The following is a 25,144-nucleotide window of genomic DNA, read 5'->3' on the forward strand; positions in this document are numbered from 1 at the left end:
CCTTCGTGCGAAAAACGGTTGCCGCCCGATGGCGGCCGATGGACACAATGTGTATCGCACGCGCCGCCGTGGATGCCGGTTGGCCGACTCATTTGCCGACCTTGGCACCGGATTTGCGCTATCAGACTTTTCGGGGGAATCGAGGAACTATGTCGTATGTAGAGATGCCGGGGGCGAAGGTTCCGATCCGTATGTGGGCGGATCCGGCCACGGTCGAGGACGCCGCGATGCAGCAGCTGCGCAATGTGGCGACGCTGCCGTGGATCAAGGGCCTCGCGGTCATGCCGGACGTCCACTTCGGCAAGGGGGCGACGGTCGGTTCGGTGATCGCGATGCACGGTGCGGTCTGCCCGGCGGCGGTCGGGGTGGACATCGGCTGCGGAATGTCCGCGGTGAAGACCTCGCTGACGGCCAACGACCTGCCGGGCGACCTGTCCCGGCTCCGGTCGAAGATCGAGCAGGCCATTCCGGTGGGCCGCGGGATGCACGCCGACGCCGTGGAGCCGGACCAGCTGTACGGCTTCCGGGCGCCCGGCTGGGACGACTTCTGGACACGGTTTAGCGGTGTCGCCGAAGCGGTGCAGTTCCGTCAGGAACGTGCCACGAAGCAGATGGGGACGCTCGGATCGGGCAACCACTTCATCGAATTCTGTCTCGACGAGTCGGGTTCGGTCTGGCTGATGCTGCACTCCGGGTCGCGGAACATCGGCAAGGAACTGGCCGACTTCCACATCGGCCAGGCGCAGAAGCTGCCGCACAACCAGGATCTGATCGACCGCGACCTCGCCGTGTTCATCGCGGACACCCCGCAGATGGAGGCGTACCGGAACGACCTTTTCTGGGCGCAGGAGTACGCGAAGCACAACCGGGCGATCATGATGGCGCTCTTCCAGAACGTCGTCCGCAAGGAGTTCAAGAAGGCGAAGGTCACCTTCGAGCCGGTCATCTCCTGCCACCACAACTACGTGTCGGAGGAGCGGTACGACGGCATGGACCTGCTGGTCACGCGGAAGGGCGCGATCCGCGCCGGTTCCGGGGACTACGGGATCATCCCGGGCTCGATGGGCACCGGTTCGTACATCGTGAAGGGCCTCGGGAACGCGAAGTCGTTCAACTCGGCCTCGCACGGCGCCGGGCGGCGGATGAGCCGGAACGCGGCGAAGCGGCGCTTCTCCACGCAGGACCTGGAGGACCAGACGCGGGGCGTGGAGTGCCGCAAGGACTCCGGCGTCGTGGACGAGATCCCGGCGGCGTACAAGCCGATCGAGCAGGTCATCGAGCAGCAGCGGGACCTGGTGGAGGTCGTCGCCAAGCTCAAGCAGATCGTGTGCGTGAAGGGCTGAGGCGGAGCCTCTTCGCGCACGGATGAACGGAAGGGCTCCGGACCACGGGTGGTGTGTCCGGGGCCCTTCCCGCTGTTTCCGCCGGTGTTGCCCGCGGTGTTCGCGTTGCTTGCGCTGCTGGCGTTGTTCGTGCTGCCTGTGCTGCCTGTGCTGCCTGTGCTGCCTGTGCTGCCTGTGCTGCCTGTGCTGCCCGTGCTGCCCGTGCTGCGGTCAGGCGGATCGGTGGACCTTGGAGTTGGAGGCCTGGGCGCGGGGGCGGACCACCAGGAGGTCGATGTTGACGTGGCTGGGCCGGGTGACGGCCCAGGTGATGGTGTCGGCCACGTCGTCGGCGGTGAGCGGGGCGTCGACGCCCGCGTACACCTTGGCGGCCTTCTCGGTGTCGCCGCGGAAGCGGGTGGTGGCGAACTCCTCGGTCCTGACCATGCCGGGGGCGACCTCGATGACACGGACCGGGGTGCCGACGATCTCCAGGCGGAGCGTCTCGGCCAGGACGTGCTCCCCGTGCTTGGCCGCCACGTATCCGCCGCCGCCCTCGTACGTGCCGAGGCCCGCGGTGGACGAGAGGATCACGACCGTGCCGTCGCCGCTCGCGGTGAGGGCGGGCAGCAGGGCCTGGGTGACGTTGAGCGTGCCGATGACATTGGTCTCGTACATCTGACGCCAGTCGGCGGGGTCGCCGGTCGCCACCGGGTCGGCCCCGAGCGCGCCGCCCGCGTTGTTGACGAGCACCGCGAGCGTACGGAACGCCGTGGCGAACTCGTCCACCGCGGCGCGGTCCGTCACGTCCAGCGCGTAGGCCGTCGCCTGGTGCCCCGCTTCGTTGAGCTCGGCGGCGAGCGCCTCGATGCGGTCCTCGCGGCGCGCGGTCAGCACGACGCGGTATCCGGCCGCGGCCAGCTGCCGGGCGGTCGCGGCACCGATGCCGCTGCTCGCTCCGGTGACGACGGCGATCGGGGTGGCGGCCATGACGGGACTCCTCGGGCTGCTGGTCGGTACGGGCCCAGGATAGGCAGGGTCCGGTCGCGGGCCCCTCGGGGCGTACCCTCTTTCGGCCGGGCCGGGGGCTGACACTTGCCCGCGGCGCACGCAGGTGCCCGCTCCCCCTAGTGGTTGCGCGGGGCGTACATGATCACTGCCATGCCCGCCAGGCAGATCAGCGCGCCGGTCACGTCCCACCGGTCGGGGCGGTAGCCGTCGGCGGCCATGCCCCAGGCGATCGAACCGGCCACGAAGACACCGCCGTACGCGGCCAGGATGCGGCCGAACTCGCCGTCCGGCTGGAGCGTGGCGACGAAGCCGTACGCGCCCAGTGCCAGGACTCCTGCCCCGATCCAGATCCACCCCCGGTGTTCGCGCACGCCTTGCCAGACCAGCCAGGCGCCTCCGATCTCGAAGAGCGCGGCGACGACGAAGAGGGCGACGGATCGGGTCACGGTCATGGAGTCAGCGTTTCACGGGCCCGGCGCGGCGCTCCCCGCCCCGGTACGGGCGGATTCGGTCCCCGTCGCGCGAGCCCGTCCGGTCCCGTGCGCGGGAGCGGCGCGCTTCCCGGACTCCGGGGCTCACCGTGCCCCCGGCCCCTGGCTCCGGCCTCTGCCCCCGGCCCCCGGCCTCTGGCTCCGCCCCCGGGGCTCCGGCCCCCGCCGACCAGTTCCCGGCGCGGGCTCATCGCGTGATGGCGGCCCGCAGCCCCGCCGGGTCGGGGCGGTCGCTGGCCCACCCGATGTAACCGTCGGGGCGGACGAGCAGGGTGGTGGTGCGCCCGTCGCGCCAGTGGGCGTGCACCAGCGGGGTCGGTGACGCTGCCGGGGCGTCGGTACCGGCGGGGGCGACCAGGACGAAGGAACCCTCGCGCAGCAGCTCGTACAGGCGGCCCTCCCGCAGGCTCAGGTCCGGGGCGCGCTTCCCGGTGAGGGGGTGCGCTCCGAGCGGGGCCCGGTAGGCGATCGTGATGCCGGAGATCATGCCGATGGCCTTGTCGGCGGCGGGCCGGCACCGGGACAGCGCCCTGGCGGCGACGGTTCTGACGGCGCGCTGAAGCGGGGTGCGGGCCATGGCGAGGCGGACGAGCGCGCCGCTGCTGCGGAGCACGGTCGTGCCGACCGGGTGCCGTTCGGCGTGATAGCTGTCGAGGAGGGCCTCCGGGTCGGTGGTCCGGCCCCGCAGCACGGCGGCGAGCTTCCAGGAGAGGTTGGCGGCGTCCTGAAGGCCGGTGTTCATGCCCTGGCCACCCGCGGGGGAGTGGACATGGGCGGCGTCCCCGGCGAGGAAGACCCGGCCGGTCCGGTACGACGGCACCTGGCGTTCGTCGCTGTGGAAGCGGGAGACCCAGCGGGCGTCGTGCATGCCGTAGTCCGTACCGATGGCGCGTCGGGTGATCGCGCGCACCTCTTCGAGGTCGATCGGCTCGCTGTCGGCGGCCTGGTGGGTGCGGCTCCACGCCATCACGCGGTACCAGCCGTCGCCGAAGGGGGCGACGAGGGCGAAGGCGTCCCCCGCGCCGTTGACCGTGAGGAGGTCGGGCGGTTCCTCGGTGAGCCGGACATCGGCGAGGGCCATCGACCGGATCACGGATTTGCCGGGGAAAGGAAGCCCGAGCTCCCGGCGCACGGCACTGCGCATTCCGTCGGTGCCGACGAGATAGCGCGCGGTGAGGGACGGTCGGCCGCCATCGGCCTCACGCAGCTCGGCCGTGACGGAATCCTGGGACGGGTGCTGCCGGAGGCCGGTCAGCTCCGTCCCGTACCGGAAGTGGACGCCCGCCTCGCGGGCCCGGCGCTCCAGCACATGCTCCACCTCGTACTGCGGGGTGATCAGCACGTAGGGGAAACGGGTGCGCAGCCGCCCGAGGTCGAGCGAGAGCGCGCCGAAGAAGCGGAGGGAGGCGCGCGTGGTGCCCGTGCCGATCAGCTCGTCGGCCAGGCCCCGGCTGTCGAGCAGTTCGAGCGTGCGGGCGTGTACGCCGAAGGCGCGCGTCAGGTTGTCCGTCCGGCGCGGGCGGCGCTCCAGGAGCGTGACGGAGATGCCCTGGGCGGCGAGATCCCCCGCGAGCAGCAGGCCGGTGGGGCCTGCGCCCACGACGATCACGCCGGTGGTGTCGGGTGCGGTGCTCGGGGTGGTGGTCATGACTGCCTCCTGGGCCCGTACATCGGCTGCGGGTGCCAGCTCCGGGTGTCGGCCGGAGCCGCGTGCCAACATGTGTTGGTCAACACCTGTTGGCATCAACGGTAGAGCTGTGGCCGCTGGCGTGTCAACGGTTGTTGGCCTACATTTGTTGGCATGACGAAACCCGCCACCGCGCCCCGGCGCTCGGACGCCACCAAGGCCGCGATCCTTCGGGCCGCGCGCGAGCGGTTCGCCGCGGACGGATACGAGCGCGCCACCATCCGGGCCATCGCCCGGGACGCGAACATCGACCCGTCGATGGTCATGCGCTACTTCGGGAACAAGGAGGCGCTGTTCGTCGCGGCCTCCGCGATCGAGCTGCGGCTGCCTCCGCTGGGGTCACTGCCCGCCAAGCACGTCGGCGCCGTCCTTGTCGGCCATTTCCTGGACCGCTGGGAGGGGGACGACGTGCTCACGGCCATGCTCCGCGTCGGGGCCACCAACGAGGCGGGCGCGGAGCGGATGAGAGCGATCTTCGCCGAGCAGATCGGTGCGGTCACGACCGGGGTCTGCCCCGTTCCGGCCGAGGCGGACCACCGCGCGGCGCTCGTCGCCTCGCAAATACTGGGGATGGCGCTCACGCGGTACGTGCTGCGCCTCGCTCCCGCCGTCGAGATGTCGCGCGAGGAGGTGATCGCCTGGCTCGCGCCCACGATCCAGCGCTACCTCACCGCCGAGGCGCCGTGAGCCGAGGCGCCGTGAGCCGAGGCGCCGTGGGCGGTAGTGCCGTGGGCGGTAGGTGCCGTGAGCCGTGCGCGGTCATGCCGCGAGCCGTGATGCCGTTCGATGTCGTTCGATGTCGTGAGGTCGCGACGGGGCGGTGCGACGTGGCGGCGGGGCGCCGTGACGGGGTGCTGTGGCGGGTGCTGTGATGCCGCGACACCGTGGCCGGGCGCCACGGGCGGCGGCCTTCCCCTCTTCCCCTTCGTAGAATTCGGGCATGCCGCAGAAGCCCCAGACCGGACGCGGTGCGCTGATGGCCGAGCTGACCGTCGAGTCGCGCCGCTACATGGCCGCGTACGCGCTCTTCAACCAGGCCGTCGCGGACTACCTGCGGCTCCATCCGACCGACCTCCAGTGCCTCAACCTGCTCGGCCTGGAGGCGGTGCCGGTCACCACGGGCCGGATCGCGGAGCTGACCGGGCTGACCACGGGGTCGGCGACCCGGCTGGTCGACCGCCTGGAGCGGGGCGGTTACGTCACGCGCGCGCGGGACACCGTCGACCGCCGCCGGGTGCTCGTCACACTCGTACCGGAGCGGATGGCGGAGATCGGCGCGGTGTGGGGGCGGCTGAACGGCGCGTGGGCGGCCATGTTCGACGCGTACGACGACGAGGAACTGGCCCTGCTCATCACCCACATGCGGCGGACGGTCGAGCTGAGCGCACGCCAGGTCGAGGCCCTCCGTGAGGGCGGCGGAGCGAAGGGTGACCCGGGCCCGGCCTGACGCCGCCGCCCGGCCCCGCCGCCTGTCCCGAGGTCGTTCGGTCCACAAGCGCCCCGGCGCTCACACCTCTTTGCCTCAGGACGGGCCGGGGCCGAATTCGGCGAGCGCCTGCGTGACGATCGCCTCCAGGCGGGAGTGGTGGGCGCCCCGCCAGTACACCCGCTCGCACTCCGTGCACTGCGCGAAGACGTCGTACGAGCTCCGCGTGCCGTGCTCCAGGTGGCCGCTGACCGAGTCCTTGTCGGCCGACTTCAGCGCGCCGTTGCAGGCGGTGCACCTGGTCCACGGGGCGAGGTGCGGCGCGAACCGTCCGAGCACGTCGCGCAGTTGCTCATCTGGCCGGTCGCTGTAGACATACGCCCCGGCCCAGATCTCCCGCCGGTGCAGCAGTCCGCGGTCCCGCGAGAGCAGCACCCGCCGCTCCTGCGCCGACCGGACGGCCAGCGCCGGATCGCCGATGTCCTCGCTCTCGTACGCCGCGTCGATGCCCAGCAGCCGCAGCCGCCGGGCCAGCGTGCCGAGATGGACGTCGAGCAGGAAGCGCAGCGGGGCGCCCGGGACGCGCTGGGGGCGCTCCACGGCCCGCACCTCGACCAGCTCGCCCGCAGCCGGGATGTGCGAGACGGGTGTGGGCCTGCCGTCGACCAGGATCTGCCCGGCCTCGGTGAGCGGGATGCCGAGCGACTCCACGACATGGCCGAGGGTGGAGCAGCCGTCGGTCGTCACGGCCGTGCGCCCTCGGCGGCGTTCGTGTGCGACGAAGAGCCGCAGCTCAGGGGCGACTTCGAGGTGGATCTCCGGTCCGTTCACCCGGCCAGGATGTCATCGGCCGGTCCGGGCGGGCCAGGGGTTTGCGCTCAGGGCCGGAAGGCGGCGGCGTGCTCCTCGGCCCAGGCGGCGAAGGTGCGGGCGGGGTGGCCGGTCAGCCTCTCGATGTCGTCGGTCACCTCGGCCGGGATGCCGTCCGTGGCGGCCGTGTACGCGAGGAGCGCGTCGGCGAACGCCTCGGGCAGGAACGCGGACACGGCCTTCTTCCAGTCCTCGGGGGTCACGGCGTTGACGGCTATGGGGCGCCCGGCCGCCGCCGCCAGCAGGCCGACCTGCTCGGTGGCGGTGAGCGACGCGGGGCCGGTCAGGTGGTACGCCACGCCGCGCAGCCGCGGCTCGGTGAGGACGGCGAGGGCGGCCTCGGCGATGTCCCTGCTGTCGATGGGGCTGCTGTGGCTGCCGGGGTACGGGAGGTCGACGGAGCCGTGGGCCCGTACCGACTCCGCCCACTGGTACGCGTTGCTGGCGAAGGCGCCGGGGCGGAGCAGGGTCGTGGTGACCGGCGAGGCGGTCAGGGCCTGCTCCACCGCGTGGTGGGAGGCGGCGATCGGATTTCGCGCCGGGTCGGGCGCGAGGACGGAGCTGGAGGAGAGCAGCGCGATGTGGCCGACCCCGGCGGCCCCGGCCGCGGCGAGGAAGGCGTCGATGCCGGACGGCTCGGCGTACAGGAACACGGAGTCGACACCGTCGAGAGCGGCCTCGAAGGTGGCCGGGTCGGAGAGGTCGCAGGCGACGACCGGGATGTCCGCGGGCAGGGCGGCGGCCGTCGCGGAGAGGCCCTCGGGGGTGCGGGAGGCCGCGCGCACGGTGTGACCGTCGCGGCGCAGCAGCGGGACGAGGGCGGAGCCGATACGGCCGCGGCATCCGGTGACCAGGGTGTGCATGGGACGAACTCCTTCTGCGGTACGCATGTGTCTTCTTCAGTGAATAAGCTGTGTGACGCAGAGAAATATTCTGCAGGCGGTACGCGGCCGTCAACCCGTTTGAGGAGCGACGGACACGAGCGGTGTCGGGAGAGGGCGCGGTCAGCGTGCGGCGAAGGCGGTCGGCGGTGCGCCCACCGTGGACGTGAAGTCCCTGATCAGATGCGCCTGGTCGCTGTAACCCAGCTCGGCTGCGAGCGCCGCCCAGTCGACCCGCCGCTCCGATTCGGCGCGCTCCAGCGCTTCGTGGATGCGGTAGCGGAGGATCACCCACTTGGGGCCGACGCCCACGTACGCGGCGAAGAGCCGCTGGAGTGAGCGGGGCGAGAGTCCCTCGGCGCGGGCCAGCTCGTCGACGCGGCGCACCGTCCGGTCCGTACGGACCAGTTCCACCAGGGCCATCGCCCGTTCGGCCTGCGGGTCCGGCCGCGGGCCGAGCGCCAGCAGGTACCGGTCGAGTGCCGCCACCCGCGCGTCCTCCTCCGCCGGGTCCAGGACCGCCGACGCGGGGGCGGGCGGGGCGAACACGTCGTGGACGGGGAGCCGACGCCCCGTCCACTCCGCGACCGGTCGTCCCGGCGCGAACGGCCGGAACCCGCCGGGCCGGAACTGGACCCCGCAGACCCGCCCCCGGCCCGCCAGCTTCTGGGTGAAGAGCCCCAGCCCGATGCCCGAGACCTCCGCGAACCCCGTGTGTCCCGCGGTCCCCGCGTCCCCCGCCCCGTCGGTGGCGGCCGGGCCGTCGGCGTACCGCTGGAAGACCAGGTTCACGGACGGGTGCGGCACCAGATGGGAGGCGTACGGCTCGGACAGGTCCCAGTCCATCAGCCAGTAGTGCTCCAAGTACGGCCGCAGCTCGGCGGCGGGTTCGCGGCGGCGGAAGCGCACCTGGGTGAAGAGCTCGGGGGCGTCGACGATGCCCCGGGTGTCGCGTCGGGGAGCTGCCATGGCGGCGATCCTAGGCGGCGGTCACGCGGCACGGCCCCAGGACCCGGGACCGGTCCGGGACAAGGCCCGGGGGCACGGCCCGGCACCGGTCTACGGCTCGAACGTCAGCACCTGTTCCAGAGCGCGGCGCGGGGTGCGCGGGCCGGTGGGCCCGTACCCCAGGCGGATGATCATCTGGGGGTTTCCCGAGCCGTGGACGGGGTCGCGCAGGACCCAGCGCAGATCCGGCCATTCCATGGGCTGGTTGGCGAAGGAGGTGGACACCTCTTCCAGCGTGGCGGCGAGCAGGACCCGTTCCAGTGCCTGACCGGCCCGGAGCCAGTCCGCAGGACGGTCGTCCGCCGTGGTCAGCAGGGCCAGCTGGGGGTTGCGTTCGAACCGGACGCGGGCGCGTCCGGGCATGGGTCTGCCACCCGCGAAGTCGCGGTTGGTCGCCCGCTCGGTGGCGTCGCGGGGGCCGAAGGCGTAGTCGGGGATGCCGTCGACCGGCGCGTCGGTCTTCGAGAACCGGGCCCAGTGCTCCTGCTCGGCCTCCCGCGCGGGGTCGCCCCGGTCGTAGCCCTCGGCGTCCCGGATCAGGTCGAGCACGGTCTCCAGATGGGGCTCGGCGAGGAAGACGAGCTCCGCGCCCTCGGCGCGGGCCGCGGCGACGAGGCGGGCACGGACGTCGTCGGGCACCGGCTGCTCGTCGAAGGGGTAGCGGCTGGTGTGCCGCTTCGCGATCGCCGGGTACAGCGCCTGGAGCCCCGTACCCCCTGGCCCGCCGGAAACAGCGCCGGAAACAGCGCCGGAAACAGCGCCGGAATCACCGGCGGAAACAGCGTCGGAACCACCGCCGGAATCACCACCCAGGGCGCCGTCGTCCGCCGGGCGCGCGGACAGGCGTACGGAGGCGAGCAGCACCGGGTCCGCGGGTTCCGGCAGCAGGGTGGTGGCCGCGGTCAGGCCGTGGTGGGCGGCGGAAACCCGCAGGTTCAGCAGCGCGGCGCCGCAGCCCACGTGCAGGGCGCGGTTGGCGGGATCGGCCTGCGGCAGCCGCCGCTCGAAGTCGGCACGCAGGTCGAGCGTGCCGCTGCCGCGCCCGTAGCGGAACCGCCAGGGCTGGGCGTTGTGCATGGACGGCGCGGCGGTGGCGTCGGCGACCAGGTCGGTCACCATCGCGTCGGTGGGCGTCTGGGCGGGCATCGGACCCCCGGGGGTCGGGAACTGTCGATGTCCCTCCAGCATGTATCAAGTCGGACCAGGGCGGTATCGGGCTTTCGTCCCGAAGGTGAGGCTTCCGCGCCCCCGTTCTTGAAGGTGGGACTTCCGTGGCTCCGCCCCGTAACTCCTGTGCCGCCGCCCCGCGGTCTCCGGCTACGCCGGCGCCGTGAGCCGGTCGACCAGGTGGTGCCAGCCGTCCTCCAGGCGCTCCAGCGGCATGCCCCGCTCGACCGTGAAGTGGTGGACGAGCGCCGTCTCGATGGAGCCGAGCAGGGTGTGGGCGAGCAGCTCCGGACTGCCGGGCGCCTGCGCCTGCCGCAGCAGTATCGCGACGTGGTTGACGCGCAGGAGGTACGCCGGGACGGCGTAGGTGCGCAGCGGGTCGGTCCGGCTGGCCAGGATCAGCGGGTGGTGGTCGCACTCGTGGCGCAGTACGGCGGGGCCGAAGGCGTGCAGCCGCTGAGTCGCGGGGGCGCCGGGGCCCAGCGGGGGCGGGCCGGAGAGGAAGGCGGCCTGGAACTGCTTCTCCCGGTGGTCCAGAAGGGCGATCAGGAGGCCGGCCCGGTCGCCGAAGCGCCGGAAGACCGTCCCCTTGCCCACGCCCGCCTCGGCGGCCACCGAATCCATGGTCAGTTCCGCCGCTCCGCAGCCGGACAGCAGCCGGGAGGCGGCGTCGAGCAGGAGGGTGCGGTTGCGTGCCGCGTCGGCCCGCAGCGGGGGCTCCTCGGTCGGAGCGAGCAGGAGGTTCTTCCGGGTTTCGCCCGGTCCGTCCGGTCGGGCGGGGTCGGGCAGCTGCGGCAGAGGCTCAACGGGGCCGGTCATGGGGTCAGCGTAACGCCAGACGGGGGTAAGTGGACCACGGTCCGTTTGGGTGGTACAACTTTAAACGGACCTCGGTCCGCTTGATTGAGTTCATCGAATGGTAGCTACTACTCCGCCCCGGGAGTTCCTCATGTCCGTACGCATCCTCGCGCTCGTCGGCAGCCTTCGCGCCGGTTCGCACAACCGTCAGCTGGCTGAGGCCGCTGCCAAGCACGCCCCCTCGGGCGCCGAGATCTCGATCTTCGAGGGCCTGGCCGACGTGCCCTTCTACAACGAGGACATTGACGTCGAGGGCAGCGTTCCGGCCGCCGCGGCGCGGCTGCGTGAGGTGGCGGCGGGCGTCGACGCCTTCCTGCTGTTCTCGCCCGAGTACAACGGCACCATGCCCGCCGTCCTGAAGAACGCCATCGACTGGCTGTCCCGCCCGTTCGGTGCCGGTGCGCTCTCCGGCAAGCCGGTCGCCGTGGTCGGCACCGCCTTCGGCCAGTACGGCGGCGTCTGGGCGCAGGACGACGCCCGCAAGTCGGCCGGCATCGCCGGTGCCGTGGTCCTGGAGGAGGTCAAGCTGTCCATCCCCGGCTCCGTGACCCGCTTCGCCGAGACCCACCCCGCCGACGACGCCGAGGTCACCACGGCGATCGCCGAGGTCATCGCCAAGGTGGCCGAGGCCGCCGGTACCGCCGCCTGATCCACGGCCGCCTGATCCACGGCCGTACGCGCCACGGCCGTACGCGCCACGGCCGTACGCGCCACTGGCGCGCATGTCACCGGCGTACGCACCACTGACATACGCACCACTGACATACGCGCGACTGGCGTACGCACCACTGACGTACGCACGAAGGCGGCGCGGGCACACATGGCCCGCGCCGCCTTCGTCATGCCCGGAAGCCCCGGTCCCGCCGCGCCGGGCGGGGCCGGATCACGGCCACACCAGGCAGTACGCCTGATGGCCCGCGTCGTGCAGGCGGTGGGAGAAGTCCTGCCACTCGTGGAGCAGCCGGTAGACGTTGAACGCGTCGCGCGGGCCGCCGCGGTCCGGGACCGTGGACCAGATGAAGGCCGCCGCGCCCACCGACTCCTCGCCGACGCCGCGCAGCGGGTCGACCACCGTCATCGGAAGCTTGACCACCGCGTAGTCGGGGTGCAGCACGACCAGTTCGAGCGGGGGCACCTTGTGGAGCGGTATGCCCTGTATGCCGGTCAGGACCATGGCCGCGACCGTCTCCGGCTTGATCTTGGTGAACATGCCGCCCATGCCCAGCTCGTCGCCGCCCAGCTCCTCGGGCCGCATCGAAATGGGCACGCGCGCCGCGGTCGCCCCGTCCGGCGCGCCGAAGTACTTGTAGGTCACCCCCATCCGGCCACCACTCCCGATCCCGGACTCGCCACCCTGCGTACCCCCGGCCCGTACGCCCTTCTCGCGCCCCGCCTCACGCCGGTGCCGACCCCGCCGGGCAGGCTCGGACCCCGGGTCGCCGGTCCCCTCGCCCACTCCGCCACCGCGATGCATATCTCATCCACCCGACTACTACTTAGGAGCCAAGCCCCCGCCGCGCAACCCGATCATCGTGTCAGTGACCTCCCCCACGGACGTGCGGTGAAACACCTGTCCGCGAGTCCGTCCGTGGCTCTGACACCATGGCTTGTGTGAGCTTTCCCTATGACGCCCCAGTTTCGCAGACGCTTTTCGACCGCGCGTCCCTCGTGACGCCCGGCGGCGTGAACTCTCCCGTACGTGCCTTCCGGGCCGTGGGCGGTACGCCCCGCTTCATGGTGTCCGGCAGCGGTCCGTACCTCACCGACGCCGACGGACGTGAGTACGTCGACCTCGTGTGCTCGTGGGGGCCGATGATCCTCGGCCACTCCCACCCGGAGGTCATCGCCGCGGTCCAGGAGGCCGTGGCCCGCGGCACCTCGTTCGGTACGCCCGGTGAGGGCGAGGTCGCGCTCGCCGAGGAGATCGTGGCCCGGATCGAGCCGGTGGAGCAGGTGCGGCTGGTGTCGTCCGGCACCGAGGCGACCATGTCGGCGATCCGTCTCGCCCGCGGTTTCACCGGCCGGGCCAAGGTGGTGAAGTTCGCCGGGTGCTACCACGGCCATGTGGACGCGCTGCTGGCCGCCGCCGGGTCCGGGGTCGCCACCTTCGGCCTCCCGGACACGCCGGGGGTCACCGGTGCCCAGGCCGGTGACACGATCGTGCTGCCGTACAACGACCTGGAAGCGGTCCGTGAGGCGTTCGCCGCGCACCCCGGCGAGATCGCCTGTGTGATCACCGAGGCCTCGCCGGGCAACATGGGCGTCGTGCCGCCGCTGGACGGGTTCAACGTCGGGCTCAAGGAGCTGTGCGCGGCCAACGGCGCGCTGTACATCTCGGACGAGGTCATGACCGGCTTCCGTACCTCGAAGGCCGGCTGGTTCGGCGTCGACGGGGTCCGGCCCGACCTGATGACCTTCGGCAAGGTCATGGGCGGCGGCTTCCCGGCCGCGGCGTTCGGCGGGCGCGCGGACGTGATGGCGCACCTCGCCCCGGCCGGTCCCGTCTACCAGGCGGGCACCCTCTCCGGGAACCCGGTCGCCACCGCCGCCGGTCTCGCCCAGCTGCGACTGCTCGACGACGCGGCGTACGCCAAGGTCGACGCGGTCTCCGCGGAGATCCGCGCACTGGTCGGCGAGGCGCTGACCAAGGAGGGCGTGGCGCACACCGTGCAGGCGGCGAGCAACATGTTCTCCGTCTTCTTCACCGACCGCCCGGTGCGCGACTACGACGACGCGAAGCAGCAGGAAGCTTTCCGCTTCACCGCCTTCTTCCACTCGATGCTCGCGCAGGGCGTCTACCTGCCGCCCTCCGCCTTCGAGTCCTGGTTCGTCTCCACCGCCCACGACACGCGGGCCGTGGAGCGGATCGCCGCAGCCCTGCCCGCCGCCGCCCGCGCCGCATCGGAGGCCACCGCATGAGCGAGAACGCCGGTCCCGCCGAGGGCGCGGGCCGCAAGGACAAGGACGGCGCGGACATCACCGTCGTCCATCTGATGCGCCACGGCGAGGTGCACAATCCGGAGGGCGTGCTCTACGGGCGCCGCCCCGGCTACCACCTCTCCGAGCTCGGCCGCCAGATGGCCGACCGGGTCGCCGAGCACCTGGCGGGCCGCGACATCACCCATGTCGTCGCCTCCCCGCTGGAGCGCGCCCAGGAGACGGCCACGCCGATCGCCAGGACGCACGACCTGGAGCTGGCCACCGACGAGCGGCTGATCGAGGCGGCCAACGTCTTCGAGGGCAAGTCCTTCGGCGTCGGCGACGGCGCGCTGCGCAAGCCGGACAACTGGAAGCACCTGACCAACCCGTTCCGGCCGTCCTGGGGCGAGCCGTACGTCGAGCAGGTCGTGCGGATGATGGGCGCGCTGGACACGGCGCGCGACGCCGCTCGCGGCCACGAGGCGGTCTGCGTCAGCCACCAGCTGCCGATCTGGATCGTACGGAGCTTCGTCGAGCGGCGGCGGCTCTGGCACGACCCGCGCAAGCGGCAGTGCACCCTGGCCTCGCTGACCAGCTTCACCTACCGGGGCGACAAGATCGTGTCGGTCGGGTACACGGAGCCGGCGCGCGATCTGGTCCCGGTCCATCTGCTGGCCGGGGCGAAGCCGGTGAAGGGCAAGTCGAAGGCCTTCGGCGCGTAATCCCGGTACGGGCCCGGCATGGGCCCGGCATGGGCCCGGCACGGGTGGCCTTTGGGCACGCAGTCGGCGATCGCCGGACGGACGGGGTTCCTCCCTCCGCCCGGCGATCGCCTTTTTCCGGCTGCCCGTGCGGCGGTTGACGTGCCGCCACCACCTCTCATCCCCTACGGGGTCGTACGTTCGAGCGCGTCTGGAGTCTGGCCCTGGTGAGAATCATGTGCTAGCTCACGGAACCCCTGCGTCGCTTTCCTCATCTCATACTTTGCCAGTTTGTATGGACTTGAGGAAAAACGACCGCAAATGGGGTAGTTATGCGTGACATCAGCCGAAGGGGGCTGCTCGGGGCGGGTCTCGGGGCCGCCGCAGCCGTCGGGGTGGCGGGGTGCGGCACCTTCGGTTCCTCGGGCGCCGACCGTTCGGGGGGCACGGGGGAGAAGAGCGCGGACGGGGCCACGCGGGGCACCGGCCCCGCGAAGAAGGACGTACGGAAGATCGGCGACGGTTCCACCGCCGACACCGGGAAGCAGCCGCACCAGCCCGCGAAGCCGGTCCCGCTCGAACCCGGCCAGACACCCCCGCAGTTCGTGGTCTTCTCCTGGGACGGGGCGGGCGAGGTCGGCAACGGGCTCTTCCCGCGTTTTCTGGAACTCGCCCGGCAGCACGAGGCGGCGATGACCTTCTTCCTGTCCGGGCTCTATCTGCTGCCCGAGTCGAAGAAGTCCATGTACCGGCCGCCGAACAACCCCGTCGGCGCTTCCGACATCGGATATCTCACTGATGAACACATCAAGGCGACGCTGAAGAACGTCCGCCAGGCCTGGCTCGACGGACACGAGATCGGCACCCATTTCAACGGGCATTTCTGCGGCGGTTCAGGATCGGTGGCGAACTGGTCCTCCGCCCAGTGGCAGAGCGAAATCGACCAGGCGGTCTCCTTCGTCACCGAGTGGCGCACGAATACCGGCTGGACCGATCTTGAACCGCTGCCCTTCGACTACCGCAAGGAACTGATCGGCGGCCGGGCCCCCTGCCTGCTCGGGCAGGAGAATCTGCTGCCCACCGCACGCCGCCTCGGCTGGCGCTACGACGCCAGCTCACCGGGCGGCACCCAGGTCTGGCCCAGGAAGCGGGACGGCGTCTGGGACCTGCCGCTCCAGGGCATGCCGTTCCCGGGGCACAGCTTCGAGGTCCTGTCGATGGACTACAACATCCTCGCCAACCAGTCGCGGAACACGACCAAGGGAATGCCGTCGCGCTACCCCGGCTGGCGCGAACAGGCCGCCCAGTCCTATCTCGCCGGATTCAATCGCGCGTACCAGTCGAATCGCGCTCCCTTCTTCATCGGAAACCACTTCGAGGAGTGGAACGGCGGTATCTATATGGACGCCGTGGAAGAAGTGCTGAAGAAAATCGCCGGGAAGCCGGATGTGCGCCTGGTCTCCTTCCGTCAGTTCGTCGACTGGCTCGACGTGCAGACTCCCCAGGTGCTCGACAAGCTCCGTACGCTGGAGGTCGGTCAGGGGCCCGCGGGCGGCTGGAACACCTTCTTTAAAAAAGCCTGACAACGGGCTTTACGGGCACTGAGGGGGGTGCCCGAGATCATCGAAAGCGCCATGCGAAACTTTTCACATGAGCCATGGCCGCGCACCCCGACGCCGCTTCACCCTGCTCGCCGCCCCCGCAGCGGTCGCCGCCCTCGCCCTCACGCTGACGGCGTGCGGCGGGGACGGCGCGAAGGCCGGAGGCGGCGGGAACACGAACTTCGTCACCGGAACCGGCGGCGTCTCGACCGTGGCCAAGGCTGACCGCAAGGACGCCCCGAAGCTCGACGGCGAGACCCTCGACGGCAAGCAGCTCGACGTGGCCGACTACAAGGGCAAGGTCGTCGTGCTGAACATGTGGGGCTCCTGGTGCGGGCCCTGCCGCCTGGAGGCGCAGTACTTCTCCCGGGTCGCCAAGGAGACCGCCGACAAGGACGTCCAGTTCGTCGGGATCAACACGCGCGACCCCCAGAAGGGCCCCGCGATCAGCTTCGAGAAGGACTACGGCGTCACCTACCCGAGCATCTACGACCCGGTCGGCAAGCTCCTGCTCCGCTTCCCCAAGGGCACGCTCCGGCCGCAGGCCATCCCCTCGACCGTGGTCCTGGACCGCGACGGGAAGATCGCCGCGCGCTCGCTGGTCGCGCTCGACGCCGACGGGCTGCACAAGATGATCGACCCGCTGATCGCGGAGAAGTGATCCCGTGCACACCCTTGCCGCGCTCACGGGCGAGAACCAGACCGTCCTGAACGGGGCGCTGCTCGTCGCCCTGCCCGTCGCCGTGCTCGGCGGACTGGTCTCGTTCTTCTCGCCGTGCGTGCTGCCGCTCGTACCCGGCTACCTCAGCTACGTCACCGGCGTCAGCGGCACCGACCTGGCGCAGGCCCGGCGCGGGCGGATGGTCGCGGGCGCCTCGCTCTTCGTGCTCGGCTTCACCGCCGTGTTCGTCTCCGGCGGCGCGCTCTTCGGCTTCTTCGGCCAGACCCTCCTGGAACACGGCGACATCCTCACCAAGATCCTCGGCGCGCTGATGATCCTGATGGGCGTGTTCTTCATGGGGCTGATGCCCTGGATGACCCAGCGTGAGTTCCGCATCCACAAACGGCCGGTGACCGGCCTGGCGGGCGCCCCGTTGCTGGGCGCCCTCTTCGGGATCGGCTGGACCCCGTGCCTGGGGCCGACACTCAGCTCGGTGAGCATCCTCGCGATGGACCAGGGCACCGCCGGGCGCGGGGCGATACTGACCGTCGCGTACTGCCTCGGTCTCGGTATCCCCTTCGTCCTCGCCGCCGTCGCCTTCCGCCGGGCGCTCGGCGCGTTCGGGTGGGTCAAGAAGCACTACGCCTGGGTCATGCGGATCGGCGGAGGCATGATGATCGTGACCGGTCTGCTGCTGCTCACCGGTGTATGGGACACGATGATGCAGCAGGTACAGAGCTGGTCCAGTGGCTTCACGGTGGGGATCTGAGTTCCATGAGCAACACCACGTCCAACCCCTCCGCCCCCGGGCGCGAGCAGCGGAACAACGAGGAGGACGCTCCCGAGCTCGCCGCCGCCGGCTCCCAGCTCTCCACGGCCCCCAGCGAGGAGAGCCCGGCCGCCCTGCCCGCGATGGGCGTCATCGGCTGGGTCCGCTGGTTCTGGCGGCAGCTCACCTCGATGCGGGTGGCGCTGATCCTGCTCTTCCTGCTGTCGCTCGGCGCCATCCCCGGATCTCTGATCCCGCAGAACAGCGTGGACCAGCTGAAGGTGGAGAACTTCAAGAAGCTCCACACCACCGTCTCGCCGCTCTACGAGAAGCTCCAGTTCTTCGACGTCTACAGCTCGGTGTGGTTCTCCGCGATCTACATCCTGCTGTTCATCTCGCTCATCGGCTGCATCGTTCCGCGCACCGGCCAGTTCATCGGCCAGCTGCGCGGACGCCCGCCGGGCGCCCCCAAGCGGCTGACCCGGCTGCCCGCGTACACCACCTGGCGCACCGCGGCCGGGCCCGAGGAGGTGCGCGAGGCCGCCCTCGGGATGATGCGGAAGCGGCGCTACCGGGCGCACACCGTGGGCGAGGCGGTCGCCGCGGAGAAGGGTTATCTGCGCGAGGCCGGGAACCTGGTCTTCCACATCGCCCTGATCGTGATGCTGGTGGCCTTCGCGTACGGGCAGCTCTTCAAGTCCGAGGGCGCCAAACTGATCGTGCAGGGCGACGGCTTCGCCAACACGAAGCCCCAGTACGACGACTTCAAGTCCGGCTCGCTCTTCGACGAGGACTCCCTCGTCCCGTTCAGCTTCACGCTCGACAAGTTCGTCGGCACCTACGAGCGCAACGGCCCCCAGCGTGGTACGCCCAGGACCTACGAGGCCCATGTGACGTACGAGGAGGGCGCGTACGGCAAGCCGAAGAAGACCGTCATCCGGGTCAACGAGCCGCTGGAGATCGACGGCACCAAGGTCTACCTGAACGCGCACGGCTACGCCCCCGTCGTCTCGGTCAAGGACGCCTCCGGCAAGGAGGTCTACCGCAACGCGGTGCCGTTGCTGCCCATGGACAGCAACGTCACCTCGTCCGGCGCGATCAAGGTGATGGACGGGTACCGCGACAAGAACGGCAAGAAGACCCAGCTGGGCTTCCAGGCGTTCTTCGTGCCGACCTTCGCGGGCAACGGCAAGGGCACGATGTTCTCGCAGTTCCCGGCCGCGGACTTCCCCGTGCTCGCCCTCAACGGCTTCCACGGCAGCCTCGGCGTGGACTCCGGGCTGGCGCAGAACGTGTACCAGCTCGACAAGTCCAAGATGACGGAGTTCAAGGACGCCGACGGCAAGCAGCTCAAGCAGCGGCTGCTGGTCGGCGAGACGATGAAGCTCCCCGGCGGCGCGGGCTCCATCACCTTCGAAGGCGTCGACGAGTGGGCCAGCTTCCAGATCTCGGAGCAGCCGGCCAGTGGCTGGGCGCTCGCCGGGGCCGTCGCCGCGATCGCCGGGCTCGCGGGTTCGCTGTTCATCCAGCGGCGCCGGGTCTGGGTGCGGGCGGTGACCGGCGCGGACGGTGTCACGGTTGTGGAGATGGCGGGGCTCGGCCGCAGCGAGTCCGCCAGACTTCCCGAGGAACTGGCCGACCTCGCGGTCGCGCTCCTCGACTCGGCACCCGCCGTACCCGACCCATCCCCCGATTCCGATTCCGGCTCCGAAGAGTCTGAAGAATCCTCCGTAGAACCTGCCGAAGGGGCTGAGAAGTGAATCTCGCCGCCGCTACCAACGAGAACCTGGCGCACACCAGCAATGTGCTGATCTATTCGTCGATGGCCGTCTACACCCTGGCCTTCTTCGCGCACATCGCGGAGTGGGTGTTCGGCAGCCGCAGCAAGGTGGGCCGCACCGCCGCCGCGCTGACCGGGGCCGAGGCGAAGACCGCGGCCGTCCAGGTGCGGGTGAAGGCCGGGCAGAAGGGCGGCGGGACCGCCGTACTGGACCGTCCGAAGATCGTGACGCGCGCGGCGGCCGGCTCCCGCGACGTGCCGGACGGGCCCGGCGCGGCCGGTGGCACGTTCAAGGGCGACCTGTACGGGCGGATGGCGGTCTCCATGACCGTGCTCGCCTTCCTGGTGCAGGCCGCCGGGGTGCTCACCCGCGCGCTCTCCGTGCAGCGTGCCCCCTGGGGCAACATGTACGAGTTCTCGATCACGTTCTCCACGGCGGCGGTCGGTACGTACCTGGTCCTGCTCGCGCTGAAGAAGAACGTCCGCTGGATGGGGCTGGCGCTGGTCACCACCGTCCTGCTGGACCTCGGCATCGCGACGACCTGGCTCTACACCGACAGTGACCAGCTGGTGCCCGCGCTGCACTCGTACTGGCTGTGGATCCACGTCTCCACCGCCATCCTCTGCGGTGCCGTCTTCTACATCGGCGCGGTCGGCACCCTGCTCTACCTGTTCCGCGACAGCTACGAGAGCAAGCTCGCGCGCGGCGGGGAGCCCGGTTCGTTCGCCCACTCGGTGCTGTCGCGGCTGCCTGCCGCCGCCTCGCTCGACAAGTTCTCGTACCGGATCAACGCGGCCGTCTTCCCGCTGTGGACGTTCACGATCATCGCGGGCGCCATCTGGGCCGGTGACGCCTGGGGCCGCTACTGGGGCTGGGATCCCAAGGAGGTCTGGTCCTTCATCACCTGGGTCGCGTACGCCTGCTACCTGCACGCCCGTGCCACGGCCGGCTGGAAGGGCCGCAAGGCCGCCTACCTGGCGCTGATCGCCTTCGGCTGCTGGCTCTTCAACTACTACGGCGTGAACATCTTCGTCACCGGCAAGCACTCCTACGCCGGGGTCTGACCCGCCCCCGCACGGGTGCGGATCACGCACCGCCGGGTCACGCTGGAACCATGACCGATGCCACCCCCGTCATCGAGCCCGGCACCAGCGAGACCCACGGCGACCAGCACGTCCTGAGGTTCACGCTCCGGCTGCCCCACCCCGTTCCGCGGGTGTGGGCAGCCGTTGCCAGTTCCGGGGGCCTGCCGGGCTGGCTGGCCTCCGCCGCCCCCTTCGAACCCCGGGTCGGCGGCGCGATCACGCTGCACCGGCTCACCCCCGACCGCCCCGGCCAGGCCGCGGCCGTCTCCGGCACGGTCACCGCCTGGGACGTCGAGCGGGTCGCCGAGTACAGCTTCGAGGGGCGTTCCGGCCGCATCCGCTTCCATCTGGAGCCGCCGCGAGGTGACCACGTCCTGCTCCGCTTCACCCATGAGTTCCACGGTGACGACGCACTCCGCCTGGACCGGCTGGCGAGCTGGCACGACCACTTCCGCTATCTGGCGGACGCGCTCGACGGCTACCCGGCCGACTGGTCGAAGTGGACCCCGGTGCGCTGGGCCGGACTCCGCGAGGAGTACGCGGCCGAGCGCTGAGCCGGGGCCCGGCTCCCTACGCGGGGGGCAGGCACGTGGCGTCCGGTGGCGCCCCCCGGGGCCAGGCGAGCGCCACGAAGCGCTGCCGGGCGTCCTCGGGCGCCAGCTCCACCACGGGGACGGCCTTGTTGTGCGGGTTGCCGTGGTTGTCCAGGCAGATCCAGCCGCTGGCCCCCGACACCTTCAGCGAGCCGTTCACCCGCGACCACTGCTCGCCCACGTCCGCGAGCTCCGGCAGCCGGCCACCCGGACTCGCCCGCCGGACGGCCTGCACCACCAGCGTCATCGCGTCGTGGGCGACGATGATCTGGCCGTCGGTGAGGTCCTTGTGCCCGGTCGGTCCGATCGGCCCGACCGGGGCCTTCGCGACGGTGGCCAGCAGGTCCAGGAACTCCTGGTAGTCCTGCGGGGAGCCCCCTCTCGTCGCCTTCCCCTTCCCGGGCGCCGTGGCCCAGGCGTCGGGATGGGCCAGTGAGGCGTAGCGGACGGTGACCTTCTGACGCAGCGCGTTGCGGTCGAGCTTCTTGTCGTTGCCCAGGTACGAGCCCTCGTCGCCGGTCAGGATCGTGAAGGGGCGGTCCTGGCAGCCGCGGCCGCCGAGCGCGTTGATGAACTGCCGCAGCTGGGTGTGGCGTCCGGCGAAGAACACCGTGTCCGCGTCCTTGGTGTCGCAGATCAGATGGGTGATGTCGCGGAACGTGTTGGCCGTGTTGCCCTCGTCGTTGGGGTCGCCGCGCGAGGTGAACAGCTGCGGCTGGTAGCGGGTTCCCCGGACCAGCCGGGTGAAGGCGGTGCGCAGGGTGTCGGTGTAGTGGTCGCCGGTCCGGGTGTCCTGGACCAGCAGCGCCTTCTCCGCCTTGACCCGGCCGAAGTGGGCCAGGGCGTCGGCCTCGTCCCGGTTGGTGGGGGAGACCCGGGCCAGTCCGGGGAAGGGGTCGTTCTTCGGTCCGTTGGCGATGTCGTCGGCGGTGATGGTGGTGCCGACGACCGCGATGTGCGCGGCGGTCAGCTCCCGTACCGCCGCCTTGATCTGCGTACTGCTGGTGGCGACGCCGGACACGGCCCGCAGGTGGTCCGGGGCGCCGGTCATCCTCTTCAGCCGGTCCACGGCCGGGCGCCACAGCAGGTTGTTCTTCCCGCTGTTGGCGAGGACCAGCCGGATCTTGGGGACCTGCTCGTTGGAGAGCCGGTTGGCCCGGTACTGCGAGGCGAACGCGCCCTGGAGCTCGTGCTGCATCTTCGTCCGCATCGCCCCGTCCGTCGAGGTCAGTGGGAGGAGCAGGGCGACCGTGGCGTACTGGCCGGGCTTCAGGGTGGCGTTCTCCCGGGCGATGGCCGCCACGACGTCGGTGAGCTGGGACCGGCCGAAGTCGTAGGTCCCGCCGTCGGCGACCCCGACGCACTCGTCGCTGCCCGCGGGCCGCTCGACGCCCTTCGCGCAGGAGCGGTCCTCGGGGGCGGTGATCCTGCCGAATCCGTACCAGCCGCCCGTGACGGCCAGGGCGCCGGCCACCACCGAGGTGACGACCTTCTGCCGGGCGGTGTACCAGAGGCGGTAGCGCAGCGGGTTACGCATCCGGGCCTCCCGGCGGCATGGACGGCGGGCGCCAGGCCCGGATGTCGCGGGGCCAGTGGGTGGCCGCGTCCCACAGCACGCTGTTACCGGTCGGATGGCGGCCGGAGAGCTGCCGTAATTCGTGTGCCATCTTGTCGATCACCTCGTCGTCCGGCAGAGCCAGCGGATCGGACAGCAGCCAGAGGCCGTGCAGCAGTCGGCGCAGCCGGGTGTGCAGCTCCGCGGCCGACGGTTCGAGCCCCTGGGGCGGTGCGTTGTCGGCCCGGCCGAGCGCGACCGCGCGCCGGGGATCGGAGCCGGTGAACCCCCGGGGACGCGGGTACGGCGCCGAGACGAGGAAGCACAGCGAGCCGAGCCAGCCCCGTACGTCCGGTTCGTCGAACCGCAGCCGCAGATGGGCCACGCACGCCTCCGCGTCGCCCAGCACCAGCTTCTGGTGCAGCAGGCGCGGGACGTTCGGACGGCGCCCGCTCGGGGCGTACGCCCCGCGCAGCGTGACGTGCACCGCCTGCCACACGCCGTGAGAGGGGTGGTCGTCGTCCTGGAAGCGCAGCCGGTGCAGGAGCAGGGCCCGCAGCAGCGGATCGGCGACGAAGTGGCCGGTCCCGACCGGCCAGCCGTCGGCCCGCAGCGCGTCGCGCATCCGCAGGGCCACATCGCCGTCCGGCGCGCCCCGGCCCAGCCGGTTCTCCGCGAGCAGCCGGGCGGAGTCCTCGTCGTGCGCGGCGGCCAGTACGGCGAGCTGGTCCAGGCGTGGCGCGGGGCCCGGCAGCAGCCGGGCGAGCAGCTCGTCGGCGACCCGGGCGGGTGCCCGGTCCTCGCGTACCTCCACCACGGTGTCCAGCAGCGAGCCGGGCACCAGCGAGGCGGGCTCGGGGGCCTGGCCCGCCGCCAGGGCCAGCAGTTCCACGGCCAGGGGGCGCCCTCCGGTCAGCCGGTGCACTCCGCGGGCCAGCCCGGCCGGGGTGCGGCCCCGGGGGTCGTGCCGGTCGAAGGCGGCGCGTGCCTGCTCCGGGTCGAGCGGGTTCAGCTCCACGGCCAGGATGCCGGAGGTCACTCCGGTGCCCCGGGTCCAGTGCGAGCCGTGTGCCACCTCGGGGAGCCTGCGCCGCGCCGCGTGGCTCAGCCCTTCGTGCTCCCGGGCCCGGGAGGAGGCGAACACCGCGATCCGGTCGCGCCCTCCGGCGGCCCGCCGCCGCAGCAGGGGCTCCAGCAGCTGTCGGCCCAGGGCGGTGTGCGCGTTGTCGACGAGCAGGACCGGGCGGCCCCGGCGGGCGCCCACGGACAGGCCGCCGTAGGCCGCGACCAGGTCCTCGGCCAGGGCGAGCACCAGGTGGTCCTCGGCCCGGCGGCGCAGGTCGCCGCCGCGCTCGAAGTCGACGGCCAGCTGCCGCAGCCCGGCCCGGCCGTTGCCCCCGGCGTGCGGGTAGCCGCCGTACCAGTCGGCGGAGCGGCGCTGAAAGCGGCTGAACGTTACTTCAAGGACCGTTTCGACGGTGGCCTCAGCGATCATTCCGGCCATCGGCGCCACCGTGTCGAAGGCGCTGGCGGCCAGCTTGGTCAGCACCTTGGTGACCCAGCCGGTCGCCGCGGCGCCGCGTCCGTCGACGGTCGCCAGCATCGGGCCGAGCGACTGGAGGTCGCGGCGGGCCCGGGTCTCGTCCTCGCGGGTCCAGGAGATGGAGGCGACGGCCACCAGCCCGAGGCTCAGCCGGGGGAACCGCACCGGCCGCGCCGCGCGCACCCGGGTGCTCAGCTGGACGGCCAGCTCGGGCAGCGCCCCGGTGACCGGGGACCAGCCGGGGCCCGGGTCCGCGGGGGCCGTGACCGCCTCGCAGTCGACCAGGGCGACCGGGGTGACCTCGCGGTACAGATGGCGCAGCTGCTTGAGGACGGCGGTCTTGCCCATGCCCCGGCCGCCGGTGAACACCACGGCCGGCGGGTCGTCGTGGTGCTCGTAGTCGGCGCGGGCGAGACGGTACGGGGTGAGGCCGGTCAGTCGTGCCGCGAGGCCGTCGTCACCGAAGACCGCCTCGCGCCCGTACAGCTCTCTCTCCACAGCACCCCCAGCGCCGACGACCCACTGAATCTGTCACATCGTCAACCCGAGGGTATAGGTGAGGAGTTGACGAGGAGTAGCAGATTTCGGGCGACATGCGAAAGGGGGCGTCCGGCCCTGATCGGGCGGACGCCCCCTGGAGGACGGAGCGGGGGTCTGCTCACCAGAGGGGCGAGCGGCTGTGCGCCGGGGAAGGGCGGCGGGCCAAGGGCTGTCCCGTCATCGCGAAAGGGTGGCGGGCTACTCGCCGGAAGGGCTCGGGCTGTCGCCGTTCTCCCGGCGCTTCAACTCCTCCTCGCGGCGGCGCAGATCCGCCTCCCAGTCCTTGAGCAGCGACTCGTCCTTCTTGTTCTCCTCGCGCAGCCCCTGGAGGAACTCCGGGTTGTCGTCCGGCGCGACCCACTGCGAGCGGTGGTTGCGGTGCCACTCGGAGGGCGTGCGGCCCCCGGCGGGAGCGTTGCGCATCTTGCCGGCGGCCAGCCAGACGATCGGGCCGACGATCCAGAACAGCAGGATGATGAAGACCCAGGCGATCTTCGGCAGGTGCTTGGCCTCGTCCTCAGGGGTGTTCAGGCAGTCGATGAAGGCGTAGATCGTCAGCGCCAGCGGCAGGAGATAGATCAGGGCCCGGAACATGGTGAAAGGTCCCCCTGCGGAGAGTTGGCGGGGCATGTCCCGCCCCGGTGTGGGGCCAGAGTAGCCGGTGCCCCTGACATG

The 25,144-nt window shown here is 71.4% G+C and carries 24 protein-coding genes; 12 read left to right on the forward strand and 12 right to left on the reverse strand.

What is annotated here, in order from left to right:
• The first annotated feature begins 149 nt into the window (after positions 1 to 149).
• Positions 150 to 1,343, forward strand: a complete 1,194-nt coding sequence (locus ACFVWY_RS21585; RefSeq protein WP_389874788.1) for an RtcB family protein — start codon at positions 150 to 152, stop codon at positions 1,341 to 1,343.
• A gap of 210 nt (positions 1,344 to 1,553) precedes the next feature.
• On the opposite strand, the gene ACFVWY_RS21590 is transcribed toward ACFVWY_RS21585, so the two are convergent.
• The 3 genes from ACFVWY_RS21590 to ACFVWY_RS21600 form a co-directional block, all read right to left on the reverse strand.
• Complete coding sequence (locus ACFVWY_RS21590) at positions 1,554 to 2,312, reverse strand: SDR family NAD(P)-dependent oxidoreductase (RefSeq protein ID WP_389874790.1); 759 nt, start codon at positions 2,310 to 2,312, stop codon at positions 1,554 to 1,556.
• Between the two features lie 137 nt (positions 2,313 to 2,449).
• Positions 2,450 to 2,785: a YnfA family protein gene (locus ACFVWY_RS21595; RefSeq protein ID WP_389874793.1), complete on the reverse strand. Its 336-nt coding sequence runs from the start codon at positions 2,783 to 2,785 to the stop codon at positions 2,450 to 2,452.
• 226 nt (positions 2,786 to 3,011) lie between these two features.
• Positions 3,012 to 4,472, reverse strand: coding sequence for an FAD-dependent monooxygenase (locus ACFVWY_RS21600; RefSeq protein ID WP_389874795.1), 1,461 nt, complete (start codon positions 4,470 to 4,472; stop codon positions 3,012 to 3,014).
• 153 nt (positions 4,473 to 4,625) lie between these two features.
• Here ACFVWY_RS21600 and ACFVWY_RS21605 point away from each other — a divergent pair, with 153 nt between their 5' ends.
• On the forward strand, positions 4,626 to 5,198 hold the full coding sequence (locus ACFVWY_RS21605) for a TetR family transcriptional regulator (RefSeq protein WP_389874798.1): 573 nt from the start codon (positions 4,626 to 4,628) through the stop codon (positions 5,196 to 5,198).
• 253 nt (positions 5,199 to 5,451) lie between these two features.
• The gene (locus tag ACFVWY_RS21610; protein ID WP_389874799.1) at positions 5,452 to 5,958 is read left to right on the forward strand and encodes a MarR family winged helix-turn-helix transcriptional regulator; all 507 of its coding nucleotides are present in this window, start codon (positions 5,452 to 5,454) and stop codon (positions 5,956 to 5,958) included.
• A gap of 75 nt (positions 5,959 to 6,033) precedes the next feature.
• On the opposite strand, the gene ACFVWY_RS21615 is transcribed toward ACFVWY_RS21610, so the two are convergent.
• The 5 genes from ACFVWY_RS21615 to ACFVWY_RS21635 form a co-directional block, all read right to left on the reverse strand.
• Complete coding sequence (locus ACFVWY_RS21615) at positions 6,034 to 6,768, reverse strand: Mut7-C RNAse domain-containing protein (RefSeq protein WP_389874801.1); 735 nt, start codon at positions 6,766 to 6,768, stop codon at positions 6,034 to 6,036.
• Between the two features lie 47 nt (positions 6,769 to 6,815).
• Positions 6,816 to 7,670, reverse strand: coding sequence for an SDR family NAD(P)-dependent oxidoreductase (locus tag ACFVWY_RS21620; protein ID WP_389874803.1), 855 nt, complete (start codon positions 7,668 to 7,670; stop codon positions 6,816 to 6,818).
• 141 nt (positions 7,671 to 7,811) lie between these two features.
• On the reverse strand, positions 7,812 to 8,657 hold the full coding sequence (locus ACFVWY_RS21625; RefSeq protein ID WP_389874805.1) for a DUF6597 domain-containing transcriptional factor: 846 nt from the start codon (positions 8,655 to 8,657) through the stop codon (positions 7,812 to 7,814).
• A gap of 90 nt (positions 8,658 to 8,747) precedes the next feature.
• Complete coding sequence (locus tag ACFVWY_RS21630) at positions 8,748 to 9,842, reverse strand: Acg family FMN-binding oxidoreductase (protein WP_389874806.1); 1,095 nt, start codon at positions 9,840 to 9,842, stop codon at positions 8,748 to 8,750.
• Between the two features lie 171 nt (positions 9,843 to 10,013).
• Entirely contained in the window at positions 10,014 to 10,682 is a 669-nt protein-coding gene (locus ACFVWY_RS21635; RefSeq protein ID WP_389874808.1) for a TetR/AcrR family transcriptional regulator, read from the reverse strand.
• A gap of 130 nt (positions 10,683 to 10,812) precedes the next feature.
• Between ACFVWY_RS21635 and ACFVWY_RS21640 the strand changes: the two genes are divergently transcribed.
• Positions 10,813 to 11,370, forward strand: coding sequence for an NADPH-dependent FMN reductase (locus tag ACFVWY_RS21640; protein WP_389874811.1), 558 nt, complete (start codon positions 10,813 to 10,815; stop codon positions 11,368 to 11,370).
• A 234-nt stretch (positions 11,371 to 11,604) separates the two neighbouring features.
• On the opposite strand, the gene ACFVWY_RS21645 is transcribed toward ACFVWY_RS21640, so the two are convergent.
• A complete protein-coding gene (locus ACFVWY_RS21645) occupies positions 11,605 to 12,195 on the reverse strand; it encodes a hypothetical protein (protein ID WP_389874813.1) in 591 nt (196 codons plus the stop codon).
• Positions 12,196 to 12,323: 128 nt separating this feature from the next.
• Between ACFVWY_RS21645 and hemL the strand changes: the two genes are divergently transcribed.
• The 8 genes from hemL to ACFVWY_RS21685 all read left to right on the forward strand — a co-directional run bounded on the left by hemL (position 12,324) and on the right by ACFVWY_RS21685 (position 20,792).
• Positions 12,324 to 13,640, forward strand: coding sequence for a glutamate-1-semialdehyde 2,1-aminomutase (gene hemL / locus ACFVWY_RS21650; RefSeq protein WP_389874816.1), 1,317 nt, complete (start codon positions 12,324 to 12,326; stop codon positions 13,638 to 13,640).
• Entirely contained in the window at positions 13,637 to 14,362 is a 726-nt protein-coding gene (locus ACFVWY_RS21655) for a histidine phosphatase family protein (RefSeq protein WP_389874819.1), read from the forward strand. The genes hemL and ACFVWY_RS21655 overlap by 4 nt, the downstream gene beginning before the upstream one ends.
• Before the next feature lie 311 nt (positions 14,363 to 14,673).
• Positions 14,674 to 15,924, forward strand: a complete 1,251-nt coding sequence (locus ACFVWY_RS21660; RefSeq protein WP_389874821.1) for a hypothetical protein — start codon at positions 14,674 to 14,676, stop codon at positions 15,922 to 15,924.
• A gap of 67 nt (positions 15,925 to 15,991) precedes the next feature.
• Complete coding sequence (locus ACFVWY_RS21665) at positions 15,992 to 16,603, forward strand: TlpA family protein disulfide reductase (protein WP_389874823.1); 612 nt, start codon at positions 15,992 to 15,994, stop codon at positions 16,601 to 16,603.
• A 4-nt stretch (positions 16,604 to 16,607) separates the two neighbouring features.
• On the forward strand, positions 16,608 to 17,372 hold the full coding sequence (locus ACFVWY_RS21670) for a cytochrome c biogenesis CcdA family protein (protein ID WP_389874825.1): 765 nt from the start codon (positions 16,608 to 16,610) through the stop codon (positions 17,370 to 17,372).
• Between the two features lie 5 nt (positions 17,373 to 17,377).
• On the forward strand, positions 17,378 to 19,132 hold the full coding sequence (locus tag ACFVWY_RS21675) for a cytochrome c biogenesis protein ResB (protein ID WP_389874827.1): 1,755 nt from the start codon (positions 17,378 to 17,380) through the stop codon (positions 19,130 to 19,132).
• On the forward strand, positions 19,129 to 20,217 hold the full coding sequence (gene ccsB / locus ACFVWY_RS21680; protein WP_389874828.1) for a c-type cytochrome biogenesis protein CcsB: 1,089 nt from the start codon (positions 19,129 to 19,131) through the stop codon (positions 20,215 to 20,217). Before ACFVWY_RS21675 ends, ccsB begins: the two co-directional genes overlap by 4 nt.
• A gap of 50 nt (positions 20,218 to 20,267) precedes the next feature.
• Positions 20,268 to 20,792 (forward strand): SRPBCC domain-containing protein, encoded by a 525-nt coding sequence (locus tag ACFVWY_RS21685; RefSeq protein ID WP_389874831.1) that lies wholly within the window; start codon positions 20,268 to 20,270, stop codon positions 20,790 to 20,792.
• A gap of 16 nt (positions 20,793 to 20,808) precedes the next feature.
• On the opposite strand, the gene ACFVWY_RS21690 is transcribed toward ACFVWY_RS21685, so the two are convergent.
• The 3 genes from ACFVWY_RS21690 to ACFVWY_RS21700 all read right to left on the reverse strand — a co-directional run bounded on the left by ACFVWY_RS21690 (position 20,809) and on the right by ACFVWY_RS21700 (position 25,063).
• Positions 20,809 to 22,368 carry an ABC transporter substrate-binding protein gene (locus tag ACFVWY_RS21690; RefSeq protein WP_389874833.1) on the reverse strand — a complete coding sequence of 520 codons (1,560 nt, stop codon included), beginning with the start codon at positions 22,366 to 22,368 and terminating at the stop codon, positions 20,809 to 20,811.
• Positions 22,361 to 24,427, reverse strand: coding sequence for a hypothetical protein (locus tag ACFVWY_RS21695; RefSeq protein WP_389874836.1), 2,067 nt, complete (start codon positions 24,425 to 24,427; stop codon positions 22,361 to 22,363). The genes ACFVWY_RS21690 and ACFVWY_RS21695 overlap by 8 nt, the downstream gene beginning before the upstream one ends.
• A 240-nt stretch (positions 24,428 to 24,667) precedes the next feature.
• A complete protein-coding gene (locus tag ACFVWY_RS21700; protein ID WP_389874839.1) occupies positions 24,668 to 25,063 on the reverse strand; it encodes a PLD nuclease N-terminal domain-containing protein in 396 nt (131 codons plus the stop codon).
• Positions 25,064 to 25,144: the final 81 nt, after the last annotated feature.

The sequence above is a fragment of the Streptomyces sp. NPDC058195 genome, assembly GCF_042883525.1.
GTDB lineage: Bacteria > Actinomycetota > Actinomycetes > Streptomycetales > Streptomycetaceae > Streptomyces.

Excerpts from the sequence above, each read along its gene's own strand:
- ACFVWY_RS21630 (WP_389874806.1), bottom strand. The coding sequence starts at position 9,842 with ATGCCCGCCCAGACGCCCACCGACGCGATGGTGACCGACCTGGTCGCC.
- ACFVWY_RS21700 (WP_389874839.1), bottom strand. The coding sequence starts at position 25,063 with ATGTTCCGGGCCCTGATCTATCTCCTGCCGCTGGCGCTGACGATCTAC.
- ACFVWY_RS21685 (WP_389874831.1), top strand. The coding sequence starts at position 20,268 with ATGACCGATGCCACCCCCGTCATCGAGCCCGGCACCAGCGAGACCCAC.
- ACFVWY_RS21640 (WP_389874811.1), top strand. The coding sequence starts at position 10,813 with ATGTCCGTACGCATCCTCGCGCTCGTCGGCAGCCTTCGCGCCGGTTCG.
- ACFVWY_RS21655 (WP_389874819.1), top strand. The coding sequence starts at position 13,637 with ATGAGCGAGAACGCCGGTCCCGCCGAGGGCGCGGGCCGCAAGGACAAG.
- ACFVWY_RS21625 (WP_389874805.1), bottom strand. The coding sequence starts at position 8,657 with ATGGCAGCTCCCCGACGCGACACCCGGGGCATCGTCGACGCCCCCGAG.
- ACFVWY_RS21620 (WP_389874803.1), bottom strand. The coding sequence starts at position 7,670 with ATGCACACCCTGGTCACCGGATGCCGCGGCCGTATCGGCTCCGCCCTC.
- ACFVWY_RS21585 (WP_389874788.1), top strand. The coding sequence starts at position 150 with ATGTCGTATGTAGAGATGCCGGGGGCGAAGGTTCCGATCCGTATGTGG.
- ACFVWY_RS21605 (WP_389874798.1), top strand. The coding sequence starts at position 4,626 with ATGACGAAACCCGCCACCGCGCCCCGGCGCTCGGACGCCACCAAGGCC.
- ACFVWY_RS21665 (WP_389874823.1), top strand. The coding sequence starts at position 15,992 with ATGAGCCATGGCCGCGCACCCCGACGCCGCTTCACCCTGCTCGCCGCC.
- hemL (WP_389874816.1), top strand. The coding sequence starts at position 12,324 with ATGGCTTGTGTGAGCTTTCCCTATGACGCCCCAGTTTCGCAGACGCTT.
- ACFVWY_RS21660 (WP_389874821.1), top strand. The coding sequence starts at position 14,674 with ATGCGTGACATCAGCCGAAGGGGGCTGCTCGGGGCGGGTCTCGGGGCC.
- ACFVWY_RS21595 (WP_389874793.1), bottom strand. The coding sequence starts at position 2,785 with ATGACCGTGACCCGATCCGTCGCCCTCTTCGTCGTCGCCGCGCTCTTC.
- ACFVWY_RS21635 (WP_389874808.1), bottom strand. The coding sequence starts at position 10,682 with ATGACCGGCCCCGTTGAGCCTCTGCCGCAGCTGCCCGACCCCGCCCGA.
- ACFVWY_RS21645 (WP_389874813.1), bottom strand. The coding sequence starts at position 12,195 with ATGCATCGCGGTGGCGGAGTGGGCGAGGGGACCGGCGACCCGGGGTCC.
- ACFVWY_RS21610 (WP_389874799.1), top strand. The coding sequence starts at position 5,452 with ATGCCGCAGAAGCCCCAGACCGGACGCGGTGCGCTGATGGCCGAGCTG.
- ACFVWY_RS21600 (WP_389874795.1), bottom strand. The coding sequence starts at position 4,472 with ATGACCACCACCCCGAGCACCGCACCCGACACCACCGGCGTGATCGTC.
- ACFVWY_RS21675 (WP_389874827.1), top strand. The coding sequence starts at position 17,378 with ATGAGCAACACCACGTCCAACCCCTCCGCCCCCGGGCGCGAGCAGCGG.
- ACFVWY_RS21690 (WP_389874833.1), bottom strand. The coding sequence starts at position 22,368 with ATGCGTAACCCGCTGCGCTACCGCCTCTGGTACACCGCCCGGCAGAAG.
- ACFVWY_RS21590 (WP_389874790.1), bottom strand. The coding sequence starts at position 2,312 with ATGGCCGCCACCCCGATCGCCGTCGTCACCGGAGCGAGCAGCGGCATC.